Genomic DNA, 20,290 nt, shown 5'->3' with positions numbered 1-20,290 from the left:
AAAATTACTCCTTCATTAAAGCCCGAACCTGTTTTTTTTGTTCTTTCTTTTGTTCTACAATAATAAGCCTTGTTGCCTTGTAAATATAATCACCCATAGCAGTACCATCATTGTCAGCCTCGATTCCCATCGCATAAAACCTTACGGGGTTGGCGATCCAAAAATCAGCAGGAGGTGCTTGCCATTTTACATGCCAAAATTTTTGTTGTGTTCCTTTCTTTGTATGAGTTGCATAATTTCCTCTCGCTTCCACCTGTGTATCTTCGTCATCCCCTACGTTAACAAATGTACCCACCAGTCGATTATAATACCGGTCCTGTGCAGTAATTTGAAAGCCATGAAAATCTGTATCTGTTTGTTTAAAAGAGACAAGGATGTCAACAATTTCTCCCGGCTCGCATTTATCCAGTACAAACAACATAAACTTACCCTTTCCGGAACCAATGGGATATTGATAGTGACAACCTAAATTACCACAAGTAAAATTATCCGGAGCATAAAAGTTCCAATTAAATTTATCAACCCCGCTGCCAAGACAGGACAAAGGAGAACCATCAGAATGTGCATATAAAGAGTTACAAAACATACCCAAGGTAAAGATACATAAGATTACAAAATACATCTTCCTGAATCTCCTTTTTGTAAGCCCCGCGCTATCCCTACCTTTATTTTTGATCAAAAAAGACAGATAACTATTTCTCATTTTAATCCTTCTTACTTAATGATGTTGATGTAATTGATTTAATCAGTTCTATACCGTAGCTGATCGGAACACCAAAACTTGATCCCCGAAATCCTGGAAAAATTCCGTAACTAATCCCAATAACCTTCCCTTTATTATTAAAGATAGGCCCTCCACTACCACCTGCAGTTGTTTGCGCATCATAAACAATCCTGTTTCTCATAACATCACTTAAATGACCCTGTGTTGAAAGTGGCCGTATCAAGCCCCAATTCGAAAGTTCCTGTACCAGGGGAATAAACGGCAAGTTAAAAAGCTGCTTAACAGTTTCAGGGTCTGCCTTTGCAAAAATGGCATTAACTCCTGCCGGATATCCCAGTAATACAATAGGCTCACCAACCACTGCGCCACTCCCCGTAGTATCTAATTCTAAAACAGGCATACGAGAACCACGAGGGTCTATACGAAGGAGTGCAACATCTACCTCTTCAGAAATCTTTTCAATTTTTAAAGAAAAAGGCTCTTTAACACCAGGAAAAAATGCCCTGAATTCTTCAAGTTTAGGTTTAATCGTAGGCCCTATATGGATGTAAGGAGACACTTCCATCTCCCACCACGGTTCAACAATATGGCGGTTTGTTAGAATCAGGCCATCTGCACTGACTAAAAATCCACTGCCTGTGTATTCATTAATACCCCGCGGCCCTCTCCCCATCATCATAAGTGTCTCCCCCGTCTCTTCATCAAAAAAATAAAAAGTTCCCTGGATAAAGCAAACACCATTACTATATTTTTTGATGATATTTTCAGCAACCGATTTTTCAATCTCAAAGAGCCGCACCTTTTCTGCTGTCTTTGAGAGTCTTACATATTGCAGGGAAAAAAATGTTATTACGATGCCAGAGGCGAGAAAGAGAACAATGAAAGCACTTACCTTGAAAAGCCGGGAGGATTGGGTAAACGCCTCCCTTAAAAGCTGCCTAAAAAATGCGGTTGCAGTAGTGAGTCTTCCCCTGGGAGATGTGCGAGCTATGCCTAAAGAATCCTCCAGCATCTCCATCCATGGTTTACATACATCAGCATCATCCGGCTTAATACGGAATCGAATTCTGGGGCCGCCAGAACCAAACTCTATCAAATCACCATCTTTCAATACAATTTCACTAACCAGCCTATTGTTTACTAAGGTGCCTTTTGAACTCCCTTTATCATGTAATACATAATCACAACCTTTTAATTGTATCTCAGCATGATGGTTTGATGTATTCTTATCCATTTCTGAATTAAAACAAAGATCATTTGAAGTGTCTGTGCCAATAGATATCTTTTCAGAAACAAAAACTTCTGTATTTCCACGGCGGCTACCTGACAAATGAACAAAAATGGCTTTCAACGAGGCCTTCCTTATATTTTAATTCATCCTGATACGATAAACTTTAGCGCCGGTAACATTCATCTTTGAGAACACCAATAAAGGGAAGATTCCGATATTTATTATTATAGTCTAATCCATATCCGACAACAAAATCATCCCCAATATCAAAACAACAGTACTCTGGATGAATGTGGTGCCGCCGCCTGCTCAACCGATTTAAGAGAACACAACTCTTGTACTACCCGTATCAATAATATCATCAATCACCAATACATGTTTATCTTCTATATCAATTTTAAATTGATGTACGACCTTTGTCTCTCCTTTGGGAAAAGTATATTCACCATACGTAGCGGCATCAATAGTATCTAATCTGATAGGAAAGGGAATTAACCGAATTAAATCAGCAAGAAATACAAGACTTCCATTGAGGATTGCAATGATCGTCCACTCTTTACCCTGATAATCATGAATTAGCGTCTTTGATAATTCGTGAAGTTTATTCCGAATCTGCTCTTCTCTGATTATTACCCTTGCAATATCCTTCTCCATTCCACGCCCTCCACCTCATTTTCATATTTTTAGAATTTAACAAGATCAGAAGCATCTTGACACTATCGCATAATAGACCCATTACGATATCATACTGCTCATTGATATCGCCTGTTTGCCTTAGTTTCTGGAGCAAGAGATCGCTCAAGTATTTTTAAATCATTCTCTCTATTCCTACTTTTTTGAATATCTTTCATCGTTCTCCCTTTCAAATGAGAGTTGCCTCAGGATACGATTTTGTTCCATAACCTCGTTAACCATTCCAAGCTTATCATAAATTACAGAAAGAACACTATGTGCCTTTTCTGATTTAGGGTTTAACTGAACGGCTTTTTTAAGCTCTGCTATAGAATCATCAAACATATTCTTTTTAAAATAGCAAACACCCATGAAATAATGTCCATCCTCCAGGTTTGGATTAATCTCCAGAGCCCTTTTACATGCAATAAAAGCCTCTTCATTCTTTTCGATTAAACTATACGTAATAGCCAGGTACAAATATCCCTCCGCCTCTTTTTTGTCCTTTTTTACTGCAAACAGATCTATTGCTTTTTGGTATTCAGAAATTGCATCCTCAAATTTCTTATTGGCTACATAAGCAAAAGCAATATTATAATGTGCCTTTGGCTCATCAGGATTTGCGTCAATTGCCTTTTTTAGTTCCGCTATCGATTCATTTACCATACCTTTTGTATAATAAACAACTCCCAAATCGAAACGGGCATTGTAATGGTTGGGGTTCACTTCCAATGCTTTCTTAAATTCTGCAATTGACTCATCATATTTCCTCTGATTATAGAGGGCAAGCCCTTTCCTGTCATGGTAACTTGCTTTATCCCCGCACCCTGTTACCAGAAAACATATCAGAAGTAATCCAGCGATTATCTTCACAAGAATTATATGCTGCTTTATCATAAATTCACCTTATAGAGTTATCTATTCAACTTCGACAATTACATCTTCCTTAAAATAACATACCCTATTTTTACCTAATCTTTTTGCATGATACATAGCATCATCAGCTTTTCTGATTAAATCATCTTTTGATAAGGCATCTTTTGGATATGCCACCATACCCATACTCATGGTAATCCCTTTGTTGGAGAGAATATCTGCATACATCCATTTTTTAGACCGTACTTCTTTCATGATCCGGTTCGCCACGCCTAAACCGGCATTTATAGTCGTTTCAGGTAAAACAACCGTAAATTCCTCACCACCATACCGGGCTACAAAATCTGTCTTTCGTGTTGTATTTAAAAATATAGAGGCTAACTCACGGAGTATTTCATCTCCGGCTAGATGGCCATTCAAGTCATTGTAGACCTTAAAATCATCAACATCGGCAAATAAGAGAGAGAATGTACTCGAATTTCTTTTTGCCTTTTGTAGTTCACGCTCTATAAATTCATGAAAATGTCTGTAATTATAAACCTTGGTTAGACCATCAGTAATGGAAAGATGCCTATAAAATTCCAACATCCGGGATTCCCGTAACAGCCACTGTCTTTCTACAGCTTTCTCTACAACGATTTTCATCTCTTCCAGTTCAAAGGGTTTACAAATATAGTCATACGCACCTAACTTCATTGCATTAACTGCCGATTCTACCGTACCATAGGCAGTCATAATTAATACACATACATCAGGGTTCATCTTGAGTACATGCTGTAATAATTCTATACCACTTATGCCAGGCATCCTAAGATCAGTAATCACGATTTCAAAAGGCTCATTTTCAATTTGCTTAACCGCATCTCTTCCGTTTATTGCAACCTTTACTTTATATCCCGTTTGGGAGAGCGCATCATAAAGTAAATCACGAATTATCTCTTCATCGTCAACAATGAGTATTCGTACAGGTTCCTTCGCCTCTATCGATTTGTTCATTACTCTCATCATCCTTCTGTATCGGTACTGGCAGTATGATAGTAAAAATAGCCCCTTTTCCCATTTTACTACTCACCATAATATTTCCATTATGCCTTTTTATAATATCATAGCATATTGATAATCCAAGTCCAGTCCCTTTCCAATCCATCTTTGTTGTAAAAAAAGGTTCAAATATTCGCTCCATATGTTCCTCAGCAATTCCACAACCCGTATCTTTAAATTCAGCCTCTACAACTCTGCCCTTTCTTCTCGTCGAAATAAACAGATGTCCTCCTTTAGGCATTGCCTGCTGAGCATTCAGTATTATATTAATAAATACCTGTTGTAGCTGATTAGCATTTCCATCAATCGGATCTACGTCATTCACTAAATTCTTCACCACTTCGATCTTATTCGCTACCAGCGGGCCTTTTATGAGAGATAACGTATCTGCTATAACATTGTTTATATTCAAAGGTTCAAAAATTTCATTCGATTTTCTTGCGAATTGAAGCAAATTTTGCACTATATCCCTGCAACGATATGTGCTATTTTCTATGTGTTGTAAACACTTCCTAAAGGTAGAAATATCTTCTGTCCTTACATTTTCCTTTGATACTTTCTCTAGCATATATTGTGTATAGCCCAGGATACCTGTCATGGGATTATTCAACTCATGAGCAACACCAGCCCCCAACTGACCAATAGCTGCCAGTTTACCAGACTGAATCAACTGAAATTGTTTTTCTTTCAATTCTTTCGTCCGATGCTCTACTTTTTTCTCCAGATTAACGTTTAATTCGTTAATTTGGTTAAATGCATCGCGCAATGCCTCTGTTTTTCTCTGTATTTCAGCCCTTGCTTTGCCTAACCGCATTATCATATCGTTGAAAGATATCCCTAACAAGCCAATTTCATCTCTATTCTTTATATTTGTTTTGTAGTTTAAATCACCATCAGATACTTTCTCCATCCCGTGAATCAAGGTATGTATAGGTTTTACTACACCTTTTGAGACTATAATACTCATGAGTATTACCAATAAAAAGCTACTGCTTAAAACATATACAACATTTTTTTTCAACCTCAATATATTGGATAACGCATCCCTTCTCTCTTGTGCAACAATAACCCGCCAGTTAGGAAACTCATACTCTGAGTTACCCACGTATCTCTCTGAACTGTAAATAAACGTTTTAAAATCAGGTTCTATCGCATTAACAACCCCGGATTGTTTATCCGGATCAAAAGGTGCATGCTGAAATAACTTCTTCTTTCTGGGGTGAGCAATGAAGTAATGTAAGTTATTAACAATTGCGATAATCCCGGTATTCCCTATGGTTATAGTATCTACAATCTCCCATATACGTTTCATATTAAGCTGTCCAACAATGGCTGCCTGTATCTTCCCCTTATCATCCACGAGCGGAACAGCAATGGCAACGACAACCTCATAAGGATCAAGGATAATATGTGCATCAGAAATATATACCTTACCGTTTATCGCCTCTTGAAACCATTTTTTCGATTTCCATTCACCCTGATAATTGTATGCTGTAGATGTTATTACACGGCCTTTTACATCGATCATCGTAATATCTTCAAAACGCTTGTAATATTCTTGGATTCTTTTCATTTCAGATAATTTCTTATCGACAGATATATGTGTACTTCTCATACTTTCGCTCTCTGCCAGCATTTTCATATCTGTCACGCAGCTTTCTATAAAACGATGTATCTCTTCTTTTGTATTTTTAGCTAGCATGCCAAGATTGTTAAGGACTTCATCTTTTATAAAACTCTCAGTACTTTTAAACAAAAAAAATAAACCAATAAACAACGGCAAAAGCCCTACAAGAGAAATACATGAGGCCATTTTAAACCCTAATCGTCTAAATACGCTTATTTTTCTCATTGCCTAATCTGAAACGAGTTCTGCCCAACATTCATTGAACTTTTTCTGAACATTAGAATTCAAAATTTCATATACTTCCAACGTATCGATTATTTTTTCATTTATATAAATATAAGGATTCTTTAACAATTCCTTATTAACAAACACTCGCGCCTTTTTATTACAATTTGCATAATAAGAATAATTAGTATGCTTTCCACTAATTTCCGGACGAAGCATAAAATTAATAAACTTTTCTGCAAGTCGTTTGTGTTTTGCGCCAATAGTAACCGCTATGTTGTCTGTCCAAAAGCCTGTACCTTCTTTCGGTAATATGAACTTTATGGCATTATTTCTTTCATTAACGAATGCAGCATCTCCATTGTAACACTGAGCAATCCATAATACTTCGCTTATTAACCCTTCATCAATCTTATTATAAGAAATAAACCCCTCTTTCAGAAGGAGAGGTTTTAATGTTTTCAATATCTTTAATGATTCGTCTGCATCCTTAGGATCCGTAGGTTTTAATGAATAACCCAACCCTTTTAGTCCGACAGTCATTACATCGTACATATTATTTGAAAGCGCCATCCTGCCCCTATATCTTTTGTCCCAAAAAACACCCCAACTATCAACGGGACCTTTCACGTATTTTGTATTATATGCAATACCAGTAACACCCCAATCAATAGGAACGCTGTATCTTCTCCACTTTCTATTTGAAATAGTCCTGAATCTTGCTTTAAGATTTTTCTTATTGGGTATCTGATGCATATCAAGTTTTGATAGCAATTTAGATTTTATCATCACATCCGTTAAGGAATCACTCGGAAAGATAACATCGTATCGTTCTGGCTGCGATTGAACCAAAGAAAACATTGCCTCTTCATCATCGTAAAAATCAACATGTACTTTCACATGAAATTCTTTCTCAAAATCGGAAAAGATCTCAGGATCGATATAGTCGACCCATGTATATACATTAAGCTCTGTATCAGAGCCACATACATGAGGAATAATGAACCCGAACCATATGATGAAGACAACAGGAAAAAGTATTTTCATTGCATTTTTTATATCCAAAACGCATAAAGATGTTCAAGGAATAATTTTGCTTAAATTTACTTCTCTTCAATAACTCTATGATGAAACAATCTCTTTATTTCAAAATATGATTTCCGTTACCAATTCAATTTGATAAGCAGGGTCTGCATCTCCATCAAAACGAGGCGCAGGTGCTAAACCCAAAATGTCTCCATCATTCCTCTTTTCATGATAATATCTACCGGGAAAGAAAATACCTGTCTGAAGACTAAAAGAAATATGATCCGTTAAGTCATAGCTGCTATAAAAATCCAATTCATGCCCTAAATCAGAGCTTAAGGTAATAGGATGATTATTAAGAATGCCTATGGCATGTTCAAAACTTCTCAGGTACCAATAATCAAGAGATAATAACCATGTATCTGTTATTTGTATATCTATTCCTATATTCGGTAGAATAAGATTATTCAACTGATACGGGTCACCAAAAGTGCCTGGCCGAACAATACCATAATTCAAGCCGTAACTTCCGCCTGTTGCTACAAACGGACCATAAGCTGCCGGATAGATAGTATCCGAAAGGTTTATATTTGTAGGAGAATAAACAGAGAAGGCATTGTTACTATGGGAATTGAAACAGCCTTGTACTACATCATCGGCATCCATCTTATTACCGGAACTCATAAGCAGTTTTGACCTGGGCGTAAATTTTTCAAAATTATAAAAAATATCGGCATAGGCCATATATCCTTTATGGATTATATCATCGCGATCATCTAAAACATTTGCACTACCAAAATTTTTTGCAACTTCAAATCCAACATGGAGTGTATCAAAATATATTTCTGTATCAATACCAATAGTAAACAAATTATCCTCATTTACAGGAAAAGGAATCGTGCTAACCCTGCGATTGCTTGGTGTTGTATCGTGCAACAATCCAATATAAGGTTGAAGTAAACCATTATCGCGCTTCATAAGAACATCAAAACTCACAAAATGGGCGTTAGAATCGTATTCTACATCTAGAGACCTTTCTTGAGGCACTTGAGGCCCCAGGATAATTTTATTAACAACATCGGGTTTTACGTAAGAGAAAGTCCATTTGAAATCTTCGCTCATACTGTAGGCACTAAAACCACAATTCTCATAGTATCCTCCAAGTGCATAACCATTCCCCACGTGATAGGCATATTGCCCTAATTTAAGCCTTGCAGGTAAATGAAAAATTAAAGAGTCTATCCAATACTCTTCAACCCGTGGAATTATTTCAGGAACACTATAATTATCAACTTCTCCAAAGAGGGTATTGACTTTTTTGTCTGATAGAATTGGAGCATCATAGTCAAAAGGGCCGCTACTCTCAAATCTTATAAAAGATATCAGGAAATCTTTATAAGTAATATTAAATTCCGTATCATACGTGTATCCTACATAAGTAACGCCATCACTCTTTTTGCTATCTAAGTCCAGGTTATTTCCTATAGAATTACCTGAAAATCGCAGGTGGTTTTTTATAAAAAGTTTTAGATTTGGGGATATGTTACAGAACGTTTCAGAGAAAGTAAAGGGGGGAAACACAAATATCATGACAAGGATATAGGGAATCTTTTTTATCATAACTACTATAGTTAAGATAAAAGGGTATATTTATTATAGAATCCTATATTTTTATACACAAGATTGGCAGCTAAAAAATTTGGCGCTTCATTTCCCGGATTGGGTTTCAACTCAACCACATCGAATCCAACCACTTTTCGATTCGTATATACTTTGCGTAAAAAATCCAGTGTCCGATACCATCCCAAACCACCAGGAACAGGCGTCCCTGTAGCAGGCATAATCGATATATCGAAGCCATCCACATCCAAAGTAATATATACATAATCTTCTAATGTTTCTATGGCTTCCTCATGCCAGTCATCATTATTATAAATATCTCTTGCATAAAACACAGACACGGCGTTTTTACTCTTTTCTACAAACTCCTGTTCTTCCTTCGATACCACTCTTACGCCAAAACTGGTCACTTTACATCTCAGGTCTTCAGCAACCCTTCTTGATACACTCGCATGGCTGTAGGGAGTACCGCCAAACTGCTCCATTAAATCAAGATGCGCATCCAGTTGAAGCACAGATAATTTCTTGTATTTTTCTTTATATGCTTTTATTACACCTTGTGAAATCGAATGTTCACCACCTAACGTTACCAAAAACTTACTATCTTTTACAATTCCTTTACTGACATGGTAGACTGCCTCAATAACCTTTTTTGCATCCGTATGAATTTCCTCTAAATTAAGTATTCCCACAGTAAAAATACCTGCAGAATAGATATCACCTAACTCGTCATCATACGGTTCTACATTAATAGATGCATTAAGTATCGCATAAGGACCTACTTTGGTTCCTGTTTGATAGGTAGCCGTACCATCAAAAGGTACTCCCATAATGATAATCTTAGAATGTTTGTAAGCATCACTATCACTTTTAAAATCGTAAGGAAATGCCCCAAACTGTAATGAACTTAGCACATATTGTCTGATATCACGCAGCATAGAATTCTCCAGCATAAATAAAATAGCTATAAAACAAAAAAGGCATCTTCAACAAAGATGCCTTTTTTTGCCTCTATTCTAAAAACACTACTCTTATTCGTGATTAGTCTCACGTCTCTTTTTCCATAATGCAGCGCCAAACATTAATACCGCAACGATTCCAATAATACTTCCTATAATACCAGCAAATTTTTTCCTGTCCTTAGCTTTCAGGATCTCATGAAACTCTTTATCATGTTTAAGTGCAGCGGCCTGGCTTTCCAGTATATTAATCTTCTGATATACCTTGGCAGCGCCATACCACCATGAAATATCCTGCTGACCATGAGCTACACCTTTATAGGCGTGAGCTTTATCCCCAAACCACATATCAGCATAGGTAATTTCAATTTCTGAAGGATTATTTCTTCCCGTTGCAAACAAACCATGCAAGCCAAGGATAGGTCCAATAACAGGCACTTTTCCAGCCTTTGTTTTAAAGGCTTTATACACTGACTCTCCCAACAATCCAGGCCCAAGCGCATCGGCAAGTATATCTCCAAGCGGAAAGATGTCTCTCTCTTTAATAGGTACCTCGAAAGCGTCTAACTCAACAATTTCGTCTAAGATAAGCTGGGCTCTGTCCTGCAACTTCCACATCTCGAACATGAAATCGTTTAAATTTTCACGATATAACCTGGCAAATCTTGGGCTGTGACATTTGCTACACACTGCAACCCATTGCTCTGACCTTTGTTTATTTTCAGGAGAATAAATATCAAGACTATAATTCAGAGGGGGAAGATTGATACCATGCGGGTAATCTTTTAACGATGATTTGTAATCTACCCCTTTTGGTGGAACTGTTCCCATCCTCCACACACCTTTTGTAACCGGGTTGTGGGCGAACTTGCCATTTCCTTGGTCAAAATGGCAAAACTGGCATGTTGGTGTTCTGTAGTCTTTACCAGGCACAATTTCTGCTAACGGTTTTTCCCAATCCCAGTGCTCTCCCTCCAAATGATAAATATATCCCATCTTTGATTCACCATAGGTTTCTGCATCTGGATGATCAAAACCCATATGACAACTCATACAGGCCTCCGGTCTTCTGCCCTCTGCTGCTGCAAACTTATGTCTTGTATGACAAATGTTGCATCGATCGGTTGCATGGCAAAGGTCACATCCAAACTGAGCTGTTGGATACCCCCTCCGGAACATCTCGGGATACCAGGGTGGAATAACGTTTGCTGCCAGTCCCTCAATATGATTTGGACGTCCACGATCAGCCTCGCTCATAAATTCAGTTGTTTCCTTAGGATGACATTCTCCACACTTAGCTGGTGTAGGCATAACAAGCTCTTTATGGTCCTGACCATGGCAATCTTTACAGAGCACTTGTTTTAGTTCTCTGCCAATTAACTTCTCTATTTGTTGCGTTTTTTCTGCAATTCTAGGATTTTTCCGTAAATTTGCATGTGTAGACTCTTCCCAGTCGTGTACAAAACCAGGCGTTACCTCTTTATGACATTCTACGCAATCAGAGGGTTTATATTTTTCCAGCAATTGATCATAATATGTCCCGTCAGGCTTTACGTAATGCCTTACAGGAAACCAATACATTTGTAATGGTACAGGCTTATAGATATTTTGCCAGGGGCCTGCACCCTTCTCCAGTCCAACATTATTAACAAACCAATCTTTTAACGTATCAGTTGGATACAAAGCATCATAGTAGCTCATAGCCTTTTTTTGCATTTCTTTTAATTCAGTTTCTGACTGTGCTTGTAGGCTTCCAGTCAGCGAACCCCACATTAAAGGGGCGGCAAGTAAAACCGCTCCCAACCTCATTAAATTCATTATAAGCCTCCTCCCCTTAAAATCTGCAAATAGTATATACTAATTCTAAGTAGTTCGTTGTAGTTCGTTTTTAGCTAGCTGCTCTTTACAATACACACATCGATTTTTAAAAGATTTTTGGCAATGGCTCTGGTCCAGATGCTTCTTTTTTTTCCATAAGACCTGTTTTATACGGCCTTGTATGTTCGGGAAAAAACCACTCATCAGGACTATTTTTTTCCTGGAAAAATTTCAGTCGCATTTCATGGTTACGCGTATGATGACAAGGCCCGCATATATTAAATGCTGTACCGTATGTTCCTACCTTAGCTATCTTCTGTCCTTCCGGCGCCTTTCCAATATCCATAAAATAACTAAACACTTCTCCTGCCCCATGACAGGCCTCACAAGTAACGCCCTCCTCTGAGTATTTTCCTGTGCTCTCATCATAACCAGTTGTATGACATTTTAAACATGTCTTTCGATATGCATCATTTCCTGCAATATAATCAGGAGCTTCTTTTACACGATCAAAGGTTTTAAACTTGATCCTCATCCATCTTTCAACATGCGGGGATGTTAACCCTGTATGGCACTTGAGACATTTTTGACTGCCTACATAAATAGCTTTATCTCCTGTAATGCTATATTTTTTAAAATTGCCCATTTCTACCCTTTCATTCGGGTCGGTCTCTTCTGGCGTTAAAGTTGCCAATTCTTCCCAAAAGTCAAACATTGCCTCAGCCACAACGAGTTTCTGCTCCATCTGCCTTTTATGATAATACATGCCCTCATGTGCGCTCTCCTCGCTCAATGCTCTTCCATTCCCCCCGTGGCATACAGTACATCCGTAAACATCAAAGGGTAATTCCTTTGTATGAGAATGTTTTGCTTTCAGCTTATCCTCGTCAATATGACAGGTCATACAACGGTCAACCTTGATTCCATTTTGCTTTTTTTCCCAACTGTAGTCACCTTTGAGCAGGATCTGTTTAATCTCATAAAGGGGATAACGCATTGCCGTAAGGCGCTTACCCAACAACTCCTTTTCTTTTACAGATGAGGCTGCTAAAAATTCCTTCTCAACCTTCAATGCCTGTTCTTCATAATACTCCTTTTGGTATTTTTTCCAATTTGGATTAAATTCATCTTTAATCCACATAGAAGAGCCTATAAAAAACAAAACGCTCAAAACAAAAAAAATAAACCTTTGTAAGCTCATAAATCACCTGTTCTAAAAATACTCAATGTTAAGTATCTTGAAATAAATTATATATTGATCCAAGGTGTAGCAATGATATATTTTACATTAAACGCTAGCCTAAAAATCATTTTAATTACCGTACCTATCATGGTTAGAAGAAGCCCCATCGTTAATACATACCTGACGACACCAAGTTTATAAAAAAAATCTTTTTTTACAAGCGCAGGAAGAACCAACCCTAAGAAATAAAATCCTATCATGAGCGCAATTCCCAATGGCAAGGGTAAATCATGTAAAGGTGGCGGGGTAGGAAAATCGTGTGTCCACTTTTCCCAAGGCCAGAAAAATGCCCAGAATGGACCTCGAAGCGCAGTGCCAATGTATATCAAAACATACCAAAAAACATAGCCGAAAACAAAGACAGATACCGCAAATTTTCTCTCTTTAAATGTATAATAACCATTCCCTTTAGGATTATTGTCTAAATAGGGGATGAGTATTAAGCCAAGAATGATAATGCTGGGAAGTACAACACCAGCATACCATGGATCAAAATAAACTAATGCCTCCTGTAAACCTAAAAAATACCACGGCGCCTTTGCCGGGTTCTCGGCTTGCCCGGGATTTGACAATTCTCTTAACGGAGCGTCCACTACATACGAATAAAAAAGCAGCCCTACCGTGACAAAAATAGCAGCTAAGAACTCCTTAGCCACTAAATTGGGCCAGGTAAAAACTCTATCATCTTTAACTTCTCTTCCCTTCTCCTCCATAACCTCCATGGAATGACTCCTCAGAAATATCTTCAGTTAACTTATAGAAACTTCAACGATAGAACTATAATGGACCTGAAATACCACCATCTTTACGCACTCTCCAGAAATGCACCATCATCAGCGCTGAAGCCATCACAGGAATTGCTATACAGTGCCATACATAGGCTCGCAGTAAGGCAGGAGCTTCAATCATTGTTCCACCTAACAAAGCAAAGCGAACATCATTGTCAGCTCTCATACCCAGTATGTAGGAGAATGGTCCCTCATGGCCTAAAAACGGTGTCGCACGCGCCATATTCGTACCAACGGTAATAGCCCAGTATCCTAATTGATCCCAAGGCAACAAATAACCGGTAAAACTTAACAAAAATGTAAGAACTAACAGGATCACACCAACCACCCAGTTAAACTGCCGTGGCGGTTTATATGAGCCTGTTAAGAAAACCCGAAACATATGGATACTCACAGTAATAACCATTGCGTGAGCACCCCATCGGTGAGAATTTCTTAAAAATCTGCCAAAAGGTACTACATACATTAAATCCACAATATCTGCATACGCCCTGTTTACATCAGGAACATAGTAAAACATTAGCAGAATACCTGTTATTGTCTCAAACAGGAATATAAAAAATGTAATCCCTCCCATACACCAGGTAAAGCGAATCTTCGTACCATGCTCTCGCACCTTTGCCGGATGTAAATGCAACCATATATTGCTGATAATCTGAAGAACCCTGTTTCTAGGCGTATCTGCATATCCATGACGAAATACAGATCTCCAAATTTCATTATCTGTAATTTTCTTTATTAAATCAGGAATTAATTTCATGTGAGCAACCCTCTCTCCTTTTCACTTTTTCGCAATTTCCCTTCATAACGAAAAAAATTATCTTTCTGCTTCTCCCCTTTCTTATAACATTTTATTAATTTCTTCATTAGGTTTCCAAAGCACACGCTTTAAGGATATAACACTTACCGGACAATCCTTGCAATTTCCACATCGAATACACTTATCAGTATATTTAATTACCATGCCGTCTTTGCTAACAAACGGCTGATACCCTTTATTTTCATCATACGCATCAACTTGCTTCAATGCACCAACAGGACACACCATACTGCACCGGCCGCACAGTACGCATTCGTTTGTTTCTACATTAATATTAAGATCGCATTTCAAACAACGTAATGCTTCAATTTTTGCCTGAGCTTCGGTAAGACCGAGTTCTACTAAATTAAAAGTGCCCTCTCTATCCTCCACAGGCAGCATTTGCATCTGCTGGCGAGGAACGGCATCATAATTTTCTTCACGTAAATCAAATTCATTATCTAAGAGTGTAACCCAGGCTTTTTTCTTAGGTTCCTGAATCTCTTCTCCTCTTATGAATCTATCAATGGCCTTTGCAGCAACATGTCCTTGCGCAATACATTCAATGACAGTACTTGGCCCTAACGTTACATCGCCTCCGGCAAAAATCCCCTTTTTATTGGTCATAAGAGTATCACTAACAGCAAGCGTTCCCCATTTTGTAACATCTAAACCATGATCGTCTCCAAGAAACTTCAGGTCTGATTCCTGACTAATTGCGGTAATGATGCAATCTGTTTCAATGGTAAATTCAGAATTAGGAACTGGCTCTGGTCTTCTTCTTCCGCTATTATCAGGCTTACCTAATCGCATCTTGATGCACTCCAAAGCCTTTACCCTCCCATTTTCAGTTAAAACCCTGACAGGCGCTGCTAAAAAATGGAACTGGATCCCTTCATGATCAGCCTCTTCGACTTCCCATGGTAAGGCTGGCATCTCTTCTCGTGTCCTTCTGTATACAATGTAAACTTCAGGGCCCAGCCGGTGAGCAGTCCTCGCTGCGTCTATAGCAGAATTTCCACCACCAATAACAACTACTTTTTTACCCGGACTTCTCGTATCGCCATCATTCACATTTTTCAAAAACTCCAAACAATCCACGACCCCTTCTGTTCCGTCTTCTCCGGGAATTTCAAGCCTTTTTCCTTTTTGTGCACCGACAGCTATGAATACGGATTTATATCCTTCGTTAAATAAATCAGAAATCGTTTTTCCCGGACTTCCAATCGGCGTATTCGTCCTGATATCAACACCGCGCTCTAAAATATGGCTTACATCAAACATAATTTGATCACGGGGAAGTCTGTATGAGGGAATCGCCCACATCATCATGCCGCCTACTTGGGATTCTTTTTCAAAAACAGTTACCTTGTACCCCATACCGGCAAGGTCATTGGCAGCAGTTAGTCCTGCAGGACCAGCTCCAATGATAGCAACTTTTTCCTCCCTTTGCTTTATTTTTAGAGAGGAAACCCTTATCTTATTTTTGTAAATATAATCCGTAACAAACCGCTTTAAAGCATCAATTGCTACAGGTCTGTCAAAATCGCCACGTTTACATCTGCTCTCACAGGGATGCGGGCATATGTAGCCACAAACGGCTGGAAATGGATTAGTCTCTTTCATCAATTCGTAAGATTCTCGGTACTTTCCTTCCTGAATCAAACGAATATAACCGGGCACATCCATGTGCGCCGGGCATCGGTGCTGACAACGAATATTTTCCTTTAACCAATCCAAATCAACAAGCGCCCGTATTCCCCGTTTTGGTAATGTTGCTTGTTCCATAAATATAACCTTCTTTAAAGAATGTCTATTGAAATTTCATACTAAACAATTAATTCTGTCTCAATAGGTACAATTTTACTTGTATCTACAACTAATTTTCCACTATCGGATAAAACAACTTCAAAGTGACTTAAAGGACGGGGAGCTGGTCCGGCAAAATTCACACCGTTTCGATAGTATTTACTTCCATGGCACGGACACTCAAAGATATTCTTTTCCTTTGAAAATTCCACCGCACATCCCAGGTGTTGACATACTACCGAAATCGCCTTAAAACTGTTGCCATCTCGCACAACAAATATCTTTCTTGATTTAAGCGTGGTTACCGAATTTTCAGGAAAAGATTTAGGCTCTCCTACAGCAAATTTCGGTGAAGGCTCGAAAAGTACCTTAGGATAAAAAAAACCCTTATATCCGAGAATTTGCGATAAATAAGCACCTATGGTTGCAAAAAACAATCCCCATCCTGCTACTGTTAAAAAATTTCTACGGGAGAAATTAAACCAAATCCTTCCTTCGGTTTCCGACGTATTGCGTCTGGTCTTTTCTTTCGCTTCCATAATATAAACCTCCTGCTAAAATCCTTATCTAATTACTTAAATTGTATTATTTTTATATTTTTCCAAAACAAAATTTCTTATAGTACTTAAAAGCCGCATATTATATTTAACAATGAAAAAAGTCAAGTACATTTTAGAGAACTCAAATATAGTTTATGCCTTTTTAACGAGCAAACGGTAAGCACCTCGAAGATTTTCTACTTTAATAATTTTATGACCCTCTTCTTTCAAACTTCGAGGAACACTTCTTATCGGTTCTCCATCGTCTAATATTACTTCTAAGACCTGACCAGAATCCATCATTTCCAGTTTTAACTTTGTTTTTACAAAGTTAATAGGACAAAGCACCCCTCTTAAGTCAATCTGCTCATCAGGATTAATGTTTCCATCTTCTACCATGTATAAAACTCCAAATATTTATGTTATATCCTAGTTATCTCTTCTTCCTCAAACTGCTTCTTTACTTCATCATAAATCCATGATCTGACTTCAATCTTTTTGCCTTTCTCGATAGCAATAATCATGTAGGAATAACCAAACCATGCGTGTTCCGTATCAAAAGCAGATGGTATTGCAGGATGGTCCGGGTGGGAATGGTATATTCCTATAATCTGAAGACCCTTTTTTGCTGCTTCCTTATCAACCCTTGTAAACTCTTTGCCGTCTATTTCATATCTATCATGGGTTCTTTCTGTATTTTTGTTCTGTACAGGATAAACTTCAACCACCTTTTTTTCAGATGTATTTGTACCAATTAACAACCCACAACATTCCAGAGGATAACTCTTTCTTACCTCATTCTCTATGTCGTAAAGTTTACGAGCATCAATACACAATGATCCCATGGATTCCTCTTGAATTCTTACAGATTTTACCTTTACACACCTGCCCAAAAACTTGTACTCAAATAACGGTCTCCCCTATCAGGAAAAATCGTAACAATCAGACCTTTCTCGAGTTCACTTGCCACTTTCAATGATGCCATAAGTGCAGCGCCGGAAGAATATCCCACAAAAAATCCTTCTTCTGCTGCAAGTTTCTTAATAATCGTATAAGCATCTTCTGTCTCTACTGCAATTTTTTTGTCAGGGAAATGATCATCATAAATACCAGGAACAACAGAGGTACTCATGTGTTTCATACCTTCCAGCCCATGAATTGAGGCAGAAGGCTCGACCGCTATTACTTGAATGCAAGGGTTATATTCTTTAAGGCGCCGCCCGGTACCCATAAGAGTACCACTTGTCCCTAAACATGCAATAAAGTGAGTTACCTCACCCGCCGTTTGTTTCCATATTTCCACACCCGTAGTATCATAATGCGCTTTCCAATTTGCAGGGTTATTATACTGATCGGCATAAAAATATTTTGAAGGATCTTCGTTTACCATTCTTTTCGCTTCTAACATTGCACCGTCTGAACCAAGCAATGGATCAGTAAATATAATCTTGGCTCCAAAGGCACGTATGATCCTCTTCCGCTCCTCACTAACATTCAAAGGCATCACTAAGGTTACTTTATACCCTCTTGAAGCACCAATGAGAGCATAGGCAATGCCCGTATTCCCCGATGTTGAATCTATAATAATCTTATCGTAGTTAAGCTTTCCCGTTTTTTCAGCTTCTTCTATAATTCGCAAAGCTGGACGATCTTTTACAGAACCTCCCGGATTAAACCATTCGGCCTTGGCATAGATCTCCACATCTTTATCTCTCAATTCCTTTGCAATTCTATTAATTCTTAAGAGAGGAGTATTTCCTACATTATCCAAAAGTGAACTATTCGGAATCCGCTTTGATATGCATTTTGTATTCTTTATAGCAGTACTCACCACGACACTACCTCATCTTGCGTTATATAAATAATTGTGTTTCTGCACCATCTGCTAGTTCCAATAAAGTAGTTAATCCCACAATATCATCTACTTTAGATTTAACTACAGATTCCTCTAATTCCATAAGCTTCACGGCTGTAGTGCAGGCATAAATTTTTAAATTCCCCATCGCTCGCACATCATCGAGTATTTCTTTCAGTGAAATCGGATTGATCTCACGAATCCTCCTGGATAACTGTTCACCTTCCTTGCCAAACTCATTTGATAACTTTGTTAGATCAAAATCTTCATTCACGAACCTCTTCAATGCCCAAAAGAAGAGGAAAATATACGTATCCCTTCCCATAGAGGCCGCTGTAATAGCTAAAGTAACTATCTGATAGAGCTTATCATAAGTACCGCTATGAGCAAATATAATAAACTTCTTTCTACTTTTCATCGGGGGTCCTTCATTAGGTTTTTTCAAATGTATCCACAACTTCTTTTTTAAATTTGTCTAATCCTATGCGTTCTATAGAAGTACCGATTCTTTCCTTCGGCTTGCCATTCTCTTTATACCATTTCAAAGTTGCTGCAATAAAATCATTTACTTTGTGATCAGGGAGAAAATTAATTACCTGATCAGCCTCTCGGGGGTGTCTGCCATGTTTCCCGCCAGTACGCACAAGCCAGCCCTTCTTCTTATCCTTCCAGGCATCGGTAGGACATGCTCTTATACAATCCCCGCAATAGACACATTTCGATTCATCGAAGACCGGTTTGCCCTCTTTATCTGCAATAATTGCGCCTTCCATACAGGCTTTGGCACACAAGGTGCATCCCGTACATAAATCTTTACTCCATTCCGGATACACCACGCCCTGAAACCCTAAATCCATCTCTCTCGTCCTTGTACAATCAATAGGGCAACCGGAAAATCCCATCTTAAACTTATGAGGACATGGTATACCAAAAAACTTCTCATCAACTTCCAGGGCCTTCGCTTGTGTATCCATAATCCCGTTGGGGTTATATTCACAACCCCCACATGCCGTAGGAACCCTTACCCTCGGACCACAGGATGCGATCTTTTGCCCTACGGTAGCCAGCTCCTTTATCACTGCATCAAAATCGTCAATATGAACACCAATAATCTCCACAGATTGTCGAAAACTCAAATGACAGTAGCCTAACCGACTATATTTCTTTGCAACCTCGGCAATTTTTGTCAACTTTTCAGGTGTAATTCTCCCGCCCGGAACTTTTAATCGGACAGTAAAAAGGTCTTTCTGTGTCTGTTTTATGAAACCACCTGATTTTAATTCATCGAGATTAATTCTTTGCTTTCTCTTATTTTCTACCATTCAAACTCCTAAATCGATACAATTATCTATCTTTATAAATAATTAAGCAAACGACAATTATATACATATAATCAAACCAATATTTTACAATTTTTAATATTAGCACTTCATAAAAA

General features: G+C 38.2%; 20 protein-coding genes. All 20 read right to left on the bottom strand.

What is annotated here, in order from left to right:
- Nucleotides 1–4 precede the first annotated feature (4 nt).
- Complete coding sequence (locus FBQ94_RS09625; RefSeq protein ID WP_285442109.1) at nucleotides 5–622, bottom strand: reeler domain-containing protein; 618 nt, start codon at nucleotides 620–622, stop codon at nucleotides 5–7.
- An 82-nt stretch (nucleotides 623–704) separates the two neighbouring features.
- Nucleotides 705–2,075 (bottom strand): trypsin-like peptidase domain-containing protein, encoded by a 1,371-nt coding sequence (locus FBQ94_RS09620; protein WP_007222987.1) that lies wholly within the window; start codon nucleotides 2,073–2,075, stop codon nucleotides 705–707.
- Between the two features lie 198 nt (nucleotides 2,076–2,273).
- Nucleotides 2,274–2,609: a phosphoribosyltransferase gene (locus FBQ94_RS09615; RefSeq protein WP_285442108.1), complete on the bottom strand. Its 336-nt coding sequence runs from the start codon at nucleotides 2,607–2,609 to the stop codon at nucleotides 2,274–2,276.
- A 174-nt stretch (nucleotides 2,610–2,783) separates the two neighbouring features.
- Nucleotides 2,784–3,524: a tetratricopeptide repeat protein gene (locus FBQ94_RS09610; protein ID WP_007222989.1), complete on the bottom strand. Its 741-nt coding sequence runs from the start codon at nucleotides 3,522–3,524 to the stop codon at nucleotides 2,784–2,786.
- 21 nt (nucleotides 3,525–3,545) lie between these two features.
- Nucleotides 3,546–4,499, bottom strand: a complete 954-nt coding sequence (locus FBQ94_RS09605) for a diguanylate cyclase (protein WP_007222990.1) — start codon at nucleotides 4,497–4,499, stop codon at nucleotides 3,546–3,548.
- Complete coding sequence (locus tag FBQ94_RS09600; protein ID WP_083849323.1) at nucleotides 4,450–6,396, bottom strand: ATP-binding protein; 1,947 nt, start codon at nucleotides 6,394–6,396, stop codon at nucleotides 4,450–4,452. The genes FBQ94_RS09605 and FBQ94_RS09600 overlap by 50 nt, the downstream gene beginning before the upstream one ends.
- A gap of 3 nt (nucleotides 6,397–6,399) precedes the next feature.
- A complete protein-coding gene (locus tag FBQ94_RS09595) occupies nucleotides 6,400–7,443 on the bottom strand; it encodes an ABC transporter substrate-binding protein (protein ID WP_007222992.1) in 1,044 nt (347 codons plus the stop codon).
- Between the two features lie 99 nt (nucleotides 7,444–7,542).
- Nucleotides 7,543–9,042 carry an alginate export family protein gene (locus tag FBQ94_RS09590; protein WP_007222993.1) on the bottom strand — a complete coding sequence of 500 codons (1,500 nt, stop codon included), beginning with the start codon at nucleotides 9,040–9,042 and terminating at the stop codon, nucleotides 7,543–7,545.
- Nucleotides 9,043–9,053: 11 nt separating this feature from the next.
- Nucleotides 9,054–9,980 carry an agmatinase gene (gene speB, locus FBQ94_RS09585; RefSeq protein WP_007222994.1) on the bottom strand — a complete coding sequence of 309 codons (927 nt, stop codon included), beginning with the start codon at nucleotides 9,978–9,980 and terminating at the stop codon, nucleotides 9,054–9,056.
- A gap of 93 nt (nucleotides 9,981–10,073) precedes the next feature.
- A complete protein-coding gene (locus tag FBQ94_RS09580) occupies nucleotides 10,074–11,819 on the bottom strand; it encodes a multiheme c-type cytochrome (RefSeq protein WP_007222995.1) in 1,746 nt (581 codons plus the stop codon).
- A gap of 106 nt (nucleotides 11,820–11,925) precedes the next feature.
- Complete coding sequence (locus FBQ94_RS09575) at nucleotides 11,926–12,960, bottom strand: multiheme c-type cytochrome (protein WP_285442107.1); 1,035 nt, start codon at nucleotides 12,958–12,960, stop codon at nucleotides 11,926–11,928.
- Nucleotides 12,961–13,067: 107 nt separating this feature from the next.
- Nucleotides 13,068–13,784: a hypothetical protein gene (locus tag FBQ94_RS09570; protein ID WP_007222997.1), complete on the bottom strand. Its 717-nt coding sequence runs from the start codon at nucleotides 13,782–13,784 to the stop codon at nucleotides 13,068–13,070.
- 55 nt (nucleotides 13,785–13,839) lie between these two features.
- A complete protein-coding gene (locus FBQ94_RS09565) occupies nucleotides 13,840–14,610 on the bottom strand; it encodes a cytochrome b N-terminal domain-containing protein (RefSeq protein ID WP_007222998.1) in 771 nt (256 codons plus the stop codon).
- A gap of 81 nt (nucleotides 14,611–14,691) precedes the next feature.
- Nucleotides 14,692–16,437 (bottom strand): NAD(P)-binding protein, encoded by a 1,746-nt coding sequence (locus tag FBQ94_RS09560; protein WP_007222999.1) that lies wholly within the window; start codon nucleotides 16,435–16,437, stop codon nucleotides 14,692–14,694.
- Nucleotides 16,438–16,478: 41 nt separating this feature from the next.
- Nucleotides 16,479–16,997 (bottom strand): QcrA and Rieske domain-containing protein, encoded by a 519-nt coding sequence (locus FBQ94_RS09555; RefSeq protein ID WP_007223000.1) that lies wholly within the window; start codon nucleotides 16,995–16,997, stop codon nucleotides 16,479–16,481.
- Between the two features lie 153 nt (nucleotides 16,998–17,150).
- Nucleotides 17,151–17,396, bottom strand: a complete 246-nt coding sequence (locus FBQ94_RS09550; protein WP_007223001.1) for a sulfurtransferase TusA family protein — start codon at nucleotides 17,394–17,396, stop codon at nucleotides 17,151–17,153.
- A gap of 23 nt (nucleotides 17,397–17,419) precedes the next feature.
- The gene (locus tag FBQ94_RS09545) at nucleotides 17,420–17,842 is read right to left on the bottom strand and encodes a M67 family metallopeptidase (protein WP_007223002.1); all 423 of its coding nucleotides are present in this window, start codon (nucleotides 17,840–17,842) and stop codon (nucleotides 17,420–17,422) included.
- A 32-nt stretch (nucleotides 17,843–17,874) separates the two neighbouring features.
- Entirely contained in the window at nucleotides 17,875–18,831 is a 957-nt protein-coding gene (locus FBQ94_RS09540; protein ID WP_007223003.1) for a PLP-dependent cysteine synthase family protein, read from the bottom strand.
- A gap of 19 nt (nucleotides 18,832–18,850) precedes the next feature.
- A complete protein-coding gene (locus FBQ94_RS09535) occupies nucleotides 18,851–19,270 on the bottom strand; it encodes a DsrE/DsrF/DrsH-like family protein (RefSeq protein ID WP_007223004.1) in 420 nt (139 codons plus the stop codon).
- A 13-nt stretch (nucleotides 19,271–19,283) separates the two neighbouring features.
- Nucleotides 19,284–20,174, bottom strand: coding sequence for a ferredoxin-like domain-containing protein (locus FBQ94_RS09530; RefSeq protein WP_007223005.1), 891 nt, complete (start codon nucleotides 20,172–20,174; stop codon nucleotides 19,284–19,286).
- Nucleotides 20,175–20,290 lie beyond the last annotated feature (116 nt).

The organism is Candidatus Jettenia sp. AMX1 (assembly GCF_030263775.1).
GTDB lineage: Bacteria > Planctomycetota > Brocadiia > Brocadiales > Brocadiaceae > Jettenia > Jettenia caeni.
This window is presented reverse-complemented; position numbering and strand designations above follow the sequence as displayed.

Excerpts from the sequence above, each read along its gene's own strand:
- FBQ94_RS09625 (WP_285442109.1), bottom strand. The coding sequence starts at position 622 with ATGTATTTTGTAATCTTATGTATCTTTACCTTGGGTATGTTTTGTAAC.
- FBQ94_RS09615 (WP_285442108.1), bottom strand. The coding sequence starts at position 2,609 with ATGGAGAAGGATATTGCAAGGGTAATAATCAGAGAAGAGCAGATTCGG.
- FBQ94_RS09610 (WP_007222989.1), bottom strand. The coding sequence starts at position 3,524 with ATGATAAAGCAGCATATAATTCTTGTGAAGATAATCGCTGGATTACTT.
- FBQ94_RS09605 (WP_007222990.1), bottom strand. The coding sequence starts at position 4,499 with ATGAACAAATCGATAGAGGCGAAGGAACCTGTACGAATACTCATTGTT.
- FBQ94_RS09600 (WP_083849323.1), bottom strand. The coding sequence starts at position 6,396 with ATGAGAAAAATAAGCGTATTTAGACGATTAGGGTTTAAAATGGCCTCA.
- FBQ94_RS09595 (WP_007222992.1), bottom strand. The coding sequence starts at position 7,443 with ATGAAAATACTTTTTCCTGTTGTCTTCATCATATGGTTCGGGTTCATT.
- FBQ94_RS09590 (WP_007222993.1), bottom strand. The coding sequence starts at position 9,042 with ATGATAAAAAAGATTCCCTATATCCTTGTCATGATATTTGTGTTTCCC.
- speB (WP_007222994.1), bottom strand. The coding sequence starts at position 9,980 with ATGCTGCGTGATATCAGACAATATGTGCTAAGTTCATTACAGTTTGGG.
- FBQ94_RS09580 (WP_007222995.1), bottom strand. The coding sequence starts at position 11,819 with ATGAATTTAATGAGGTTGGGAGCGGTTTTACTTGCCGCCCCTTTAATG.
- FBQ94_RS09575 (WP_285442107.1), bottom strand. The coding sequence starts at position 12,960 with ATGTGGATTAAAGATGAATTTAATCCAAATTGGAAAAAATACCAAAAG.
- FBQ94_RS09570 (WP_007222997.1), bottom strand. The coding sequence starts at position 13,784 with ATGGAGGTTATGGAGGAGAAGGGAAGAGAAGTTAAAGATGATAGAGTT.
- FBQ94_RS09565 (WP_007222998.1), bottom strand. The coding sequence starts at position 14,610 with ATGAAATTAATTCCTGATTTAATAAAGAAAATTACAGATAATGAAATT.
- FBQ94_RS09560 (WP_007222999.1), bottom strand. The coding sequence starts at position 16,437 with ATGGAACAAGCAACATTACCAAAACGGGGAATACGGGCGCTTGTTGAT.
- FBQ94_RS09555 (WP_007223000.1), bottom strand. The coding sequence starts at position 16,997 with ATGGAAGCGAAAGAAAAGACCAGACGCAATACGTCGGAAACCGAAGGA.
- FBQ94_RS09550 (WP_007223001.1), bottom strand. The coding sequence starts at position 17,396 with ATGGTAGAAGATGGAAACATTAATCCTGATGAGCAGATTGACTTAAGA.
- FBQ94_RS09545 (WP_007223002.1), bottom strand. The coding sequence starts at position 17,842 with ATGGGATCATTGTGTATTGATGCTCGTAAACTTTACGACATAGAGAAT.
- FBQ94_RS09535 (WP_007223004.1), bottom strand. The coding sequence starts at position 19,270 with ATGAAAAGTAGAAAGAAGTTTATTATATTTGCTCATAGCGGTACTTAT.
- FBQ94_RS09530 (WP_007223005.1), bottom strand. The coding sequence starts at position 20,174 with ATGGTAGAAAATAAGAGAAAGCAAAGAATTAATCTCGATGAATTAAAA.